General features: G+C 71.5%; 12 protein-coding genes. 6 read left to right on the top strand and 6 right to left on the bottom strand.

Going from position 1 to position 11,215, the window contains the following annotated elements; translation table 11 throughout:
• Window positions 1-74 precede the first annotated feature (74 nt).
• Window positions 75-413, bottom strand: a complete 339-nt coding sequence (locus tag BJ965_RS21125) for a Pepco domain-containing protein (RefSeq protein WP_030849312.1) — start codon at window positions 411-413, stop codon at window positions 75-77.
• A gap of 35 nt (window positions 414-448) precedes the next feature.
• A complete protein-coding gene (locus BJ965_RS21130; RefSeq protein WP_184910060.1) occupies window positions 449-1,129 on the bottom strand; it encodes an HD domain-containing protein in 681 nt (226 codons plus the stop codon).
• Between the two features lie 47 nt (window positions 1,130-1,176).
• Here BJ965_RS21130 and BJ965_RS21135 point away from each other — a divergent pair, with 47 nt between their 5' ends.
• The 4 genes from BJ965_RS21135 to BJ965_RS21150 all read left to right on the top strand — a co-directional run bounded on the left by BJ965_RS21135 (window position 1,177) and on the right by BJ965_RS21150 (window position 5,161).
• Window positions 1,177-1,857, top strand: a complete 681-nt coding sequence (locus BJ965_RS21135) for a maleylpyruvate isomerase family mycothiol-dependent enzyme (protein WP_184910061.1) — start codon at window positions 1,177-1,179, stop codon at window positions 1,855-1,857.
• Between the two features lie 123 nt (window positions 1,858-1,980).
• Entirely contained in the window at window positions 1,981-2,673 is a 693-nt protein-coding gene (locus BJ965_RS21140; RefSeq protein WP_184910062.1) for a copper homeostasis protein CutC, read from the top strand.
• 124 nt (window positions 2,674-2,797) lie between these two features.
• Window positions 2,798-4,393: an AfsR/SARP family transcriptional regulator gene (locus BJ965_RS21145; protein ID WP_184910063.1), complete on the top strand. Its 1,596-nt coding sequence runs from the start codon at window positions 2,798-2,800 to the stop codon at window positions 4,391-4,393.
• A gap of 27 nt (window positions 4,394-4,420) precedes the next feature.
• Window positions 4,421-5,161 (top strand): SDR family NAD(P)-dependent oxidoreductase, encoded by a 741-nt coding sequence (locus BJ965_RS21150; protein WP_184910064.1) that lies wholly within the window; start codon window positions 4,421-4,423, stop codon window positions 5,159-5,161.
• Window positions 5,162-5,165: 4 nt separating this feature from the next.
• On the opposite strand, the gene BJ965_RS21155 is transcribed toward BJ965_RS21150, so the two are convergent.
• Entirely contained in the window at window positions 5,166-7,205 is a 2,040-nt protein-coding gene (locus BJ965_RS21155; RefSeq protein ID WP_184910065.1) for a HelD family protein, read from the bottom strand.
• A 288-nt stretch (window positions 7,206-7,493) separates the two neighbouring features.
• On the opposite strand from BJ965_RS21155, the gene BJ965_RS21160 reads away from it, so the two are divergent.
• Window positions 7,494-7,685, top strand: a complete 192-nt coding sequence (locus BJ965_RS21160) for a hypothetical protein (RefSeq protein ID WP_184910066.1) — start codon at window positions 7,494-7,496, stop codon at window positions 7,683-7,685.
• A 20-nt stretch (window positions 7,686-7,705) separates the two neighbouring features.
• On the opposite strand, the gene BJ965_RS21165 is transcribed toward BJ965_RS21160, so the two are convergent.
• Window positions 7,706-9,349 carry a DNA repair helicase XPB gene (locus BJ965_RS21165; protein WP_184910067.1) on the bottom strand — a complete coding sequence of 548 codons (1,644 nt, stop codon included), beginning with the start codon at window positions 9,347-9,349 and terminating at the stop codon, window positions 7,706-7,708.
• 181 nt (window positions 9,350-9,530) lie between these two features.
• Between BJ965_RS21165 and istB the strand changes: the two genes are divergently transcribed.
• Window positions 9,531-10,778 carry an IS21-like element helper ATPase IstB gene (gene istB / locus BJ965_RS21170; protein ID WP_184910068.1) on the top strand — a complete coding sequence of 416 codons (1,248 nt, stop codon included), beginning with the start codon at window positions 9,531-9,533 and terminating at the stop codon, window positions 10,776-10,778.
• Here istB and BJ965_RS21175 read toward each other — a convergent pair.
• Window positions 10,756-10,944, bottom strand: coding sequence for a hypothetical protein (locus BJ965_RS21175; protein ID WP_184910069.1), 189 nt, complete (start codon window positions 10,942-10,944; stop codon window positions 10,756-10,758). The genes istB and BJ965_RS21175 overlap by 23 nt on opposite strands.
• A gap of 110 nt (window positions 10,945-11,054) precedes the next feature.
• Complete coding sequence (locus BJ965_RS39945; RefSeq protein ID WP_257027809.1) at window positions 11,055-11,186, bottom strand: hypothetical protein; 132 nt, start codon at window positions 11,184-11,186, stop codon at window positions 11,055-11,057.
• Window positions 11,187-11,215: the final 29 nt, after the last annotated feature.

Raw genomic sequence — 11,215 nt, forward strand, 5'->3', positions numbered from 1 at the left:
CCCTGCCGCTCGGCCGTTCGTCCGACAACTTTAGTTCACTGGGCGGTCGTTGCGTCCCTGGTTGAGCGGTGTTCTCAGGGACGCCTGAAGACCAGGGTGAGTCCACGGGTGCCCTGCATCTGGCCGGTGCCGAGGAGCTGGATGCCGCCGCTCGCGGTGACTTGGAAGGACAGCTGGGCCTCGGCGAGCGGGAGGGTGCCTCCCCGGGCCGCGGCGTCCTCGAACAACTGCTGGAGCGCGTCGACGGTCTCGGCGAGGTTCTTGCGCAGGGGGCCGAGCGGGACGGACCGCAGGGCCGGCTCGCCGCTGCCGTTGCCGAACAGGCCCATGGAGTCGTCGTCGCCCTCCTCGGCGACGGTGACCCAGAACGGCAGGCTCGGCTCGATGGCCTCGGGTTCGCTGGTGTGGTCCATCCGTGTTCCCTCCCTGTGGCGCGGTGGGGCCAACCCTAGGACGCGGAGCCTGGGCCGGAGGGCGAATCCTCGAGCAGCTCCAGTTCCGACCGCAGGTTGTAGCGGGCCGTGGCCTCCCACTCCGCCGCGCCGTGGGGTGTCCTGAACAGATGTGGGAGGTCGAGCAGTTGGCGCAGGATCGCGGCGCGGCCCTCGCGGAAGGCGTCGTTGGGGACGAAGTGGTACTCCTCGCGGACGGCCGTGGTGTAGGCGGCGTACGCCGACGGGGGCGAGGCGAGGATCGCGAGGTCGGCGTCGCACAGGACCTGGCCGTCGGGGTCGTCGTCGGCGGGGTCGTGGGTGACGGTGAGCCGGACCAGGCGGGCCACCTCGGCGGTCTTCGCGTCCGGGACGCCGGCCTCCGCGAGGGCGCGTTCGGCGAGGCGGGCCGAGCGTTCCTCGTTCTCGGAGCGGTCGGGCAGGTAGACCGCGTCGTGGAACCAGGCGGCGAGCCGGACCACGTCCGGGTCGTGCGCGTACCGCTCCAGTTCGTCGACGCGGTCCAGGACCGCCGTGAGGTGCTCGACCGTGTGGTAGCGGCGCTGCGGCTCCTGCCAGCGGGTGAGCAGGGCGTCGGCGTACGGCGCCGGGTCCGGGCCGCCGGCCGGGCCGCGGGCCGCTTCCAGGGTGCGGGCGAAGCGGGTGTGCAGGGAGTGCGGGGAGTCGAGGTCGGGCATGGGGGCATTCTCCCGCCGGGCGGGGTCGGGGATCTAGCGTGGTGGGCATGACGACTCCTGCTGATGTTCCTGACGTACGGGACCCCGAGCAGCCCGGACGGCTGCTGACGATCGAGCGTGAGGCGCTGATCCCGCTGCTGCGGGGCCGGGCCGGGGAGGATTTCGCGCGGCCCGTCGCCGCGTGTCCGGGCTGGACGGTGCGGGATGTGCTGGCGCACTGCTCGGCCGCGCTCACCCGGGTGGCGGAGGGCAGGTTCGAGGAGGGCGTGTTCTCGCCCGAGTCCAACGACCGGGACATCGCCGAGCGGGCCGGCTGGAGCGACGCGCAGATCGTCGACGAGCTGGAGCGGGGGATGGGCGCCGCCGGGCCCGTGATCGCCGGGGCCGGCGGGAAGCTGGACGGTCTCGCTCTCGGGGAGTGGGTGCACGCCGGTGATGTGCGCGAGGCCCTCGGGGAGGCCGGGGCGTACGGCGGGGCCGGTCTGCCGGACGCGCTCGCGCTGCTCGCCCGGATCACCCGCGAGCGGGGGCATGTGGCGCTGCACGCCGACCTCGACGACCTGGACGAGCCGCTGCGGCTGGGGGAGAGCGGCGGGGAGCGGCCCCCGGGTCGCTTCATCGGGGACGGGCCGACGCTCGTACGGCTGTACGCGGGGCGGCCGGTCGACGGGGTGCCGGCGTTCGAGCTGGCCGGGGTGGAGGCGAAGGAGCTGAACATCTTCGGCTGACGCGGCCCGAGGGGGCCGGGGGCTTGGGATCCGGCGGGAGTGGGCAGCGTAGTCTTGATTGGACTAGACCTGTCGCAACCGTCAGGCGTCCGTACGCCGACGCCATGCCGACGAAGGGGCCCCATGAGCAAGCGTGCAGTCCTGGAGGTGATCGCCCTCGGCGTCGAGGACGCGGTCGCCGCCCAGGCGGGAGGCGCGGACCGCCTCGAGCTGGTCAGCGACATGGCGGCCGACGGGCTCAGCCCGTCGGCCGCCACCGTCGCGGGGATCCGGCGTGCGGTCGACATCTCCCTGCGGGTGATGATCCGTCTGGCGGACGGGTTCGCGGCGGGGGATGTCGAACGGCTCGCCGGTACGGCCGCGGAGTTGCGGGAGGCCGGGGCGTCGGAGTTCGTGCTGGGCTTCCTTGACGCGGGGCGCGCGGTTGATCTCGCGGCCGTGGAGCGGGTGGTCGCCGTTCTGGACGGAAGCCCGTGGACGTTCCACCGGGCGATCGACCGGGCCTCCGACCGGGACGCCCTGCGCAAGCAGCTGGACGGGATGCCGGGGCTGGACACGTACCTGACGGCCGGGGCCTCCGGTGGGGTCGACGAGGGGCTGCCCGTGCTGCTCGCGGAGGCGGCCCGGCAGGGAGAGCCGGGGTACGAGCAGCATCTCCTGGTGGGGGGCGGGCTCCGGCTCGACCACGTGCCGACGCTGCTGACGGCCGGGGTCGACGGCTTCCACATCGGCGGAGCGGCTCGGCCTGGGGGTTGGGAGGCGCCGGTGTCGGCGGATGCCGTCGCACGGTGGCGGGCCGCCCTGGACGCCGTCTGAACTGCCATGTCCCCGACGGGCGACGGCAGTTCGCCGTCCCGCGTTTGTCCACGTTGCCTCTGTACCCGGAAGCAGGGGCCGTGTCCGTGCGTTGTGCCGTTGCATGAGCCTGCGCTTCTCATTGATGGGTCCGGTACGAGCCTGGCGCGACGAAGAGGAGGTCGAACTGGGGCCGCGCCAGCAGCGGGCAGTGCTGGCGGCGTTGCTGCTGAACAACGGCATCCGGCTGAGCAACGATCAGTTGATCAACATGGTCTGGGACAACCCGACGCCGAGCGCGGTGATGGCGTTACGGACATACGTGTACAAGATCCGCAAGACGCTTCCGGAGCTGAACCTGAAGTCCAGGGACGGGGGGTACACGGTCCGCGCGGAGATCGTCGAAGACTGCCGCGGAGAGCCCTTGGAAGGCCTCAGGAGTGCCTACTTCGACGCGCAACGGGTGCGGCTCGGCGACCACCGGCTCAAGGCGCGGGAGGACTGCCTCGAACGTGAACTCGACGTGCTGGAGCTGCAGAAGCACGTCGCCGCCTTCCCGCTCAGGGAACGACCGCGCGCTCTCCTGATGCGCGCGCTCTACCTGGAGGGCAGGCAGGGCGAAGCACTTGACCACTTCCACCGGGCGCGCGCACTCCTCAACGAGGAGCTCGGCCTGGAACCAGGACCCGAGCTGCGCGAGGTCCACGCGCGGATCCTCAACGGCGAACTCACCCCGCCGCGCAGGCCGGAGCAGCTGCTGCCGGATCTGACCGACTTCACCGGCCGCGCCGAGGAGATCGCGCAGGCTCTGAGGACGCTGCCGGACACCGTGGGCATCACCGGTATGCGGGGCAGCGGCAAGACCGCGCTGGCCACCCGGATCGGCCACCTCGTCAAGGGCCGCTTCCCGGACGGGCAGATCTTCGTCAGGGGCGGGGACGTCGCGGGCGAGCTGTTGCGTGCGGTCGGCGTGGAGAACCCCACCGGCGACAGAGCCGCACTGTGGCGGGAGAAGGCGCGCGGCAAGCGTTTCCTGGTCGTGGCCGACGACGTGCAGGACGCGGCGGCCGTACGCGATCTCGCCACGCCCGGCTCGGCGATGATTCTCACGAGTGTCCGCCGGCTGAACGAGCTGCCGGGGGTGACCTGGCTGGAGATCGCCGGGCTGACCGGGAGGGAGGCGCGGGAGTTCTTCCGCAAGGTCCTCGGCCCGGTACGCGCGGACGCGGAATCCGAGCAGGTTGAGGTGCTGCTGGAACGCCTCTCGCGACTGCCGCACCCGATCAGGGTGATCGGCGGCCGGCTCAGCTCGCGTCCGCACTGGACGATCGAGATGATGCTGCTCCAGATGGAGCGGAGCAGCAGGCTCACCAACGTGGTCCCGCCCGACTGCGTCGCGATGCTGGCCCCGTTGATCGAGGCCGAGAAGCAGCTGAGCGATCCGGAACGGCACATGCTCTCGTGCTTCGCGCGCCAGGATGCCGAGGTGATCGACAGTCACGAGGCGGCGGAGATGTCCGGGGGGGACCCCGGCGAGATCGAGCTGGTGCTGGAATCGCTCGCGGACGTGCATCTGATCGAGCCGCTCGTACTCGGCCGCTATCGGCTGCCGCAGTTCGTGCGCCTCTGCTTCAGGCTGCACGCGGCGGCTTTCTCACCATCCGACCATGGCGTACCTGACCATGGCGTACCTGACCATGTGGTGCCTGACCAGGCGGTATATGCGGAAGTTATGCTCTGACGATCCGGCGCGGCCAAGTTGGCCGACATGACAACCAACGAACTGCAGGACAAGAAGGCACTCGTCACCGGCGCCACGTCGGGCATCGGCCGCGCGATCGCGGTCAAGCTCGCGGAGGCGGGAGCCACCGTCTATGTGACCGGGCGCAGGGCCGAGCTCGGCAAGGAGACCGTCGAGCTGATCGAGCGGGCGGGCGGCACGGGCCACTTCGTCGTCGCGGACGTCGCGAACATCGACGACGTCCGCAGGCTCGCCGAGGAGGTCGGCGAGGTGGACGTGCTCGTGAACAACGCCGGCATCTTCCCGTTCTCGACGACCCCCGAGCAACCGCTCGACAGCTACGACCGGGTGTTCGACGTCAATGTCCGTGCGACCTACTTCCTGACGGCCGCGCTCGTGCCGGCCATGGTGGCGAAGGGGAAGGGCACGATCGTCAACGTGTCGTCGGTCGCCGGGCAGATCGGCACCCCGTTCGGCTCCGCCTACAACGCCACCAAGGCCGCGATGGACGCGCTGACCCGGTCGTGGGCCGTCGAGTTCGGCGCGGCGGGCGTGCGCGTCAACTCCGTGGCGCCCGGCCCGATCCGCACCGACATGGCCGTCGAAACGGTGGGCGAGATGTTCGACGAGTTCAGCCGGAACACGCCGCTCGCCCGCGCCGGCGAGCCCGAGGAGATCGCCGAGGCCGTGGCGTTCCTGGCTTCCGACAAGGCCGGCTACATCACCGGCGCGGTGCTCGCCGCCGACGGGGGCTACGTCGCGACCTGAGCGGTCACGCCAGCTGCGGCGGCAGCCCGGCCGTGTGCGTGACGATCAGACCCGACACCGCTCGCGTCAGCGCCACGTACAGCCGCCGCAGCCCCGTCCGTTCGTCCGGCTCGCCGTCGACCACGGCCTGGGGTTCGTCCAGGACGACGTAGTCGTACTCCAGGCCCTTCGCGAGGGACGCCGGGACCAGGGTCAGGCGGGTGTCCATGGTCGTCTCCTCACCGGGGCCGAGGTACGGGATCCCGGCCTGCTCGAGGGCCCCCGCCAGCTCCGGGACGCGGGCGTCCGCCGCGATCAGGCCCGTCGAGCCCTCGTGGCGCAGCAGTTCGCGACAGGCCTCGACCACGTCCTTCGGGCCGGAGACCGGCCGCACCTCGAAGTGGCCCGGGTTCTCGCGGATCGAGACGACCGGGGTGAGCCCGGGGGCGATGTGCGGGAGCAGCCGGGAGGCGTAGGTGATGACGTCCGTCGGGACGCGGAAACCGGCCGTCAGCTCCTCCACCAGCGCCTCCGGCTTGCCCAGGTGCGTCAGCGCCTCCTGCCAGTTCCGGGTCGCCCACGGCGTCGTGCCCTGCGCCAGGTCGCCGAGGACGGTCGCGCTGCCGGTGGTGCAGCGGCGGCCGACCGCCCGGTACTGCATGGGGGAGAGGTCCTGCGCCTCGTCGAGGACGACATGCCCGAGGGAGTGCGTGCGCTGGATCAGGTCCGTGGCCTCGTCGATCAGGACGGCGTCCGCCGCCGACCACTTGGCCGACTTCACGCTGCGTGCCGGCTTCGCCCAGAGGATCGCCTTCTGCTCGTCCGCGTCGAGGATTCCCTCGGCGTGCGCCGCGAGGAACTCCGCGTCCGACAGCAGCCGCAGCACCAGCTTCGCCGGGTCGACCGCCGGCCAGACCGCCTTCACCGCCGCCTTGACCGCGCTGTTGCGGGCCACCGCGTCCTGCACCCGGTCGTCCGGCGCCTCACCCGACCGTTCCATCTGCACCAGCACGGCGTGCGCGATGCGCTGCGGCAGGGCCTCGCGGGCGGCGCCGTAGCGGATGTCCCGGTCGAGCAACTCGCGGACGAGCTCCTCCAGTTCGTACGCCGGTACCCGCCAGCGGCGGGAGCCGCGCACGACCACGACCGGCTCGACGGGCATCGTGACGTGCGCGTAGAGGGCCCGGCGCAGCACCCGCGCCAGCCGGGCGTCGCCCTTGACCACGGCGGCTCGCGCGTCGTCCGTGCCCTTGATCTCGACGTGGGCGACGAGGTCGTCGACGGTCGCCTGCTGCACGGTCAACTCGCCCAGCGCGGGCAGCACTTGCTCGATGTAGTGCAGGAAGGACCGGTTCGGCCCGATGACCAGTGTGCCGGTGCGGGCGAGGCGCTCGCGGTGGGCGTAGAGGAGGTAGGCGACCCGGTGCAGGCCGACGGCCGTCTTCCCGGTGCCCGGGCCCCCTTGCACGCACACCGTGCCGGAGAGGCCGGACCGGACGATCTCGTCCTGCTCCGGCTGGATCGTCGCGACGATGTCCCGCATCGGACCGACGCGCGGCCGCTCGATCTCCTGCTGGAGCAACTTGCTGGTCCGGGCCGCCTCCGCCGGGTCCGACAGGTGCTCGTCCTCGTACGCCGTGATGTCGCCGCGCGTGTAGCCGAAGCGGCGGCGCAGCGCGACGTCCATCGGGTCCTTCTTGGAGGCGCGGTAGAACGGCTGCGAGACCGGTGCGCGCCAGTCGATGACCATGGGGTCGCCGTCGTGGTCGTGCACGTGCCGGCGTCCGATGTAGAAGCGCTCCCCCTGCGCCCCCTCGGCCTGCTCGGCGCCCGGCGCGCACAGGTAGTCGAGCCGGCCGAAGAACAGCGGGGTGTCGCTGAGGTCCGCGAGGGCCTTGATGCGCTCCTCGATCTGGCGGGCCAGCACCTCGGCGTTGACCCAGTTCGCGGTGACGTCGCTGATGTCGAGGGCCTCGACGTCCTCGCGCATGGCGCGCAGGGCGGAACGGGACGCGGAGAGGTGGGAGCGCTCACGCGAGAGCGGGTCGTCGACGGGCGTGGACAAGGGGGTGCCTCCGGAGGGACCTGCTGAAGAGTGGGCGGTGAGATGCCGGCCGGTTTCCGTCCGGTCGGCGGCGCTCCGTGAGGGAGGCGGGCAAGAGCGGAGATCTTAGAGGAGCGGGGGCGCCGGTCGCCAACGGTTTTCTCAGCCCGTCCTCGCTCCCTCATCCCCTAGGGGACAGGGCCCTCCTCCCTCAGGGGAACGGGTCGCCCCATGGGCGTACGCGGACCGCCGCAAGGTTCGGTCCAGAGACCGACGCAGGCTTTACGGTCGAAAACGCACCATGGAGACATGAGCGCAGCAACCATCCACCCCGCCCCGGCACCGGGCCGCCCGCCCGGCGCCACCGCCGTGGCCGGCAGTCACCGCCACCGCCTCGGCGATGCCCTGCGCGCCGTCAAGGTCTTCGCGGGCGCCGCCTTCGACGTGGTCGTACTCGGTGAGTACGGAGAGGAAGTCGGCGTGGTCCGCCGCCGCAGGTAACGGGCCCCGCCCCTCCTGGCTCAGCTCTCCGCCAGCAGCTCGTCCGCGTCCATGATCCGGTACGCGTACCCCTGTTCCGCCAGGAACCGCTGGCGGTGGGCGGCGAAGTCCTGGTCGATGGTGTCCCGGGCGACCACCGAGTAGAAGTGCGCCTGGTGGCCGTCGGACTTGGGCCGCAGGACCCGGCCGAGGCGCTGGGCCTCCTCCTGCCGGGAGCCGAAGGTGCCCGAGACCTGGATGGCGACCGTCGCCTCCGGAAGGTCGATCGAGAAGTTCGCGACCTTGGACACGACGAGCACGCTGATCTCGCCCTCCCGGAAGGCGTCGAAGAGCTTCTCCCGCTGCGCGTTCGACGTCTCGCCCTTGATCACGGGCGCGCCCAGATGCTCCCCGAGCTCGTCGAGCTGGTCGATGTACTGGCCGATGACCAGGATCTGCTGCCCGGCGAAGCGGCGGACGATGGCCTCCGTGACCTTGCGCTTGGTCGCGGTCGTCGCGCAGAAGCGGTACTTCTCCTCCGTCTCGGCCGTGGCGTACGCGAGCCGCTCGGCGTCCGTCAGATTGACCCGGACCTCGACGCAGTCGGCGGGCGCGATGTAGCCCTGCGCCTCGATCTCCTTCCACGGCGCGTCGAACCGCTTGGGCCCGATCAGGGAGAACACGTCGGACTCCCGGCCGTCCTCGCGCACCAGGGTGGCGGTCAGGCCGAGCCGCCGCCGGGCCTGGAGGTCGGCGGTGAACTTGAAGACCGGCGCGGGCAGCAGGTGCACCTCGTCGTAGACGATCAGGCCCCAGTCCCGTGAGTCGAACAGCTCCAGGTGCGGGTAGACGCCCTTCCGCCGGGTCGTCAGCACCTGGTACGTGGCGATCGTGACGGGCCGGATCTCCTTCTTCGTCCCGCTGTACTCGCCGATCTCCTCCTCGGTGAGCGAGGTCCGCTTCACCAGCTCGTGCTTCCACTGCCGGGCGGAGACGGTGTTCGTGACGAGGATGAGGGTGGTCGACTTCGCCTGGGCCATCGACCCGGCCCCGACCAGCGTCTTCCCGGCGCCACAGGGCAGGACGACGACGCCCGAGCCGCCGTGCCAGAAGTTCTCCACGGCCTGCTTCTGGTACGGCCGCAGCGCCCAGCCGTCCTCGGCCAGCTCGATCTCGTGCGCCTCGCCGTCGACGTACCCGGCGAGGTCCTCGGCCGGCCAGCCCAGCTTCAGCAGCGTCTGCTTGATCTGCCCGCGCTCGGAAGGGTGCACGACGACCGTGTCCGGGTCGATGCGGGCCCCCACCAGCGGCGTGACCCGCTTCGATCTGAGGATCTCCTCCAGCACCGGGCGGTCGGTGGTGGTCAGCACCAGCCCGTGCGCCGGGTGCTTGGAGAGGGTGAGACGGCCGTAGCGGTCCATCGTCTCGGCGATGTCGACGAGCAGCGCGTGCGGCACGGGGTAGCGGCTGTACTGCACGAGCGCGTCCACGACCTGCTCGGCGTCGTGGCCCGCCGCGCGGGCGTTCCACAGGCCCAGCGGGGTGACGCGGTAGGTGTGGATGTGCTCCGGCGCCCGCTCCAGTTCCGCGAACGGGGCGATGGACCGGCGGCAGTCGTCGGCCTGCTCGTGGTCGACTTCCAGGAGCAGGGTCTTGTCGGACTGGACGATCAGCGGACCATTCACGCGCGGCACCCTTTCTGCGGCCGGAGGACTCGGACGGCTCGACAGCGCGACGCCTCGGCCAAACGTCCAGTGTGCCTGATCGACCGGGTCGGGTGGTGTGATCTGCGCGTCCGGTCGTACTGAATGCCTATTCATCCCAACGTGTGGTGTGAATTCAGTTTTTCCATCGCGGCCCCGAAGAATGGCGAGGGTGCAGAACCCGACGACCACCACGCTGGGCTACGCCCTGTTCGCCACCCGCTGGCTCCAGGCCCCGCTGTACTTCGGGCTGGTGGCCGCCCAGGGCGTCTACGTCTACAAGTTCTTCAAGGAGCTGTGGACCTTAATCCTGATGTGCGTGAGCGGGCACGCCACCGAGACGTACGTGATGCTCGCCGTGCTCAAGCTGGTCGACGTCGTCATGATCGCCAACCTGCTGATCATGGTGATCGTCGGCGGCTACGAGACGTTCGTCTCGCGCATCGGCCTCCAGGGCCACCGTGACCAGCCCGAATGGCTCTCCCACGTCAACTCCAACGTACTGAAGGTCAAGCTCGCCACGGCGATCGTGGGCATCTCCTCCGTGCACCTGCTCCAGATGTTCGTGGACGTCCACCACACGTCCCACCACGCCCTGTTGTGGGGGACGGTGATCCACATGGCGTTCATCGCGTCGGCGGCGATCCTCGCCTACATGTCGGGGCCGATGGTCGCCCAGACGGACCGCGCCCACGGCGACCGTTCCCCGTCCGCACCGGCCGAGGCCGCCCGCCCCCAGGAGCACGGGCACACGGGCCGGCGGCAGGAGAAGCCGGACCCCGAGACCCCGGCCGCCCCGCCCGCCCTCCCGCGACAGCCCGAACCGGACGCCGACGCCGAGGCCCGCATCCGCGCCGCCGGGTTCCCCGCGCGCAAGCTGCTGGAGGACTTCGACGAGCAGCACCCCCGGGGCTTCGACCGGGAGGCCGTGGCGCGGCTCGGCAAGGCGGACTTCGTCACCGCCCGGCGCAACGTGGTCCTCGTCGGCCCGACCGGCACCGGCAAGACTCATCTGGCCGTCGCCCTGGGCGTCCGTGCGTGCCAGGCCGGGCACCGCGTGCTGTTCGCGACCGCCGCCGAGTGGGCTGCCCGGCTCGCGGACGCCCGGGCCGCCGGCCGGCTCGACGCGGAGCTGACCGCCCTCGACGATCACCCCCTCCTGATCGTCGACGAGGTCGGCTACACGCCCCTCGACCCGGCGACGGCGGGCCTGTTCTTCCAGCTCGTCGCCCACCGCTATGAACGGGCCTCGCTGATCGTCACCAGCGACCGGCCGCTCGGCCGCTGGGACGAGGTCTTCGGCCCGTCCGCCCCGGCGCTGACGGACCGGCTCGCCCATCACGCCGACGTCGTGCGGCTGGACGGGGACAGCTACCGGACGCGCCGCGCTACTTCAACGTGGGCAGACTGACGTTCTGGATCAACGGCCCTTCGACGGTGACCCCCTCGGTGACCAGCGGCTCCACGGCGGCGACCGGCAGGGGCAGGGGCAGCGCGGGGGCCGCTGCGGCGGAGGGCGCGAGCGCCCCCACGAGCGCGACGGCACAGAGGGCGGCGGCGGGCAGGTTCTCACGCATGGGAACGGCAGGGCCTTTCGGAGACTGACATCGGGGGACGGCGACACCGCACCGCCGCGTGCCGGCCCGGGGGGACGCCCGGACCGGCACGCGGAGCGCGCGGAAGCGGATCAGATCTGCGGTGTCTCCAGGACGAGGCCGGCGACGTCGATGCTCACCGCGGAGGCCGGGGTGGCGAGCCCCCCGAACGTCATCAGGGCGGCGGTGACGAGGACGGCGGCGACTCGGCGGACAGCGCGCATGCGCGGACTTCCTTTCGGCGGAGCTCACG

Source organism: Streptomyces luteogriseus, from assembly GCF_014205055.1.
Lineage (GTDB): Bacteria > Actinomycetota > Actinomycetes > Streptomycetales > Streptomycetaceae > Streptomyces > Streptomyces luteogriseus.

What these genes read in the sequence shown, in the direction of transcription:
- BJ965_RS21125 (WP_030849312.1), bottom strand. Translation starts at nt 413, where the DNA reads ATGGACCACACCAGCGAACCCGAGGCCATCGAGCCGAGCCTGCCGTTC.
- BJ965_RS21130 (WP_184910060.1), bottom strand. Translation starts at nt 1,129, where the DNA reads ATGCCCGACCTCGACTCCCCGCACTCCCTGCACACCCGCTTCGCCCGC.
- BJ965_RS21135 (WP_184910061.1), top strand. Translation starts at nt 1,177, where the DNA reads ATGACGACTCCTGCTGATGTTCCTGACGTACGGGACCCCGAGCAGCCC.
- BJ965_RS21140 (WP_184910062.1), top strand. Translation starts at nt 1,981, where the DNA reads ATGAGCAAGCGTGCAGTCCTGGAGGTGATCGCCCTCGGCGTCGAGGAC.
- BJ965_RS21145 (WP_184910063.1), top strand. Translation starts at nt 2,798, where the DNA reads ATGGGTCCGGTACGAGCCTGGCGCGACGAAGAGGAGGTCGAACTGGGG.
- BJ965_RS21150 (WP_184910064.1), top strand. Translation starts at nt 4,421, where the DNA reads ATGACAACCAACGAACTGCAGGACAAGAAGGCACTCGTCACCGGCGCC.
- BJ965_RS21160 (WP_184910066.1), top strand. Translation starts at nt 7,494, where the DNA reads ATGAGCGCAGCAACCATCCACCCCGCCCCGGCACCGGGCCGCCCGCCC.
- istB (WP_184910068.1), top strand. Translation starts at nt 9,531, where the DNA reads ATGGCGAGGGTGCAGAACCCGACGACCACCACGCTGGGCTACGCCCTG.
- BJ965_RS21175 (WP_184910069.1), bottom strand. Translation starts at nt 10,944, where the DNA reads ATGCGTGAGAACCTGCCCGCCGCCGCCCTCTGTGCCGTCGCGCTCGTG.
- BJ965_RS39945 (WP_257027809.1), bottom strand. Translation starts at nt 11,186, where the DNA reads ATGCGCGCTGTCCGCCGAGTCGCCGCCGTCCTCGTCACCGCCGCCCTG.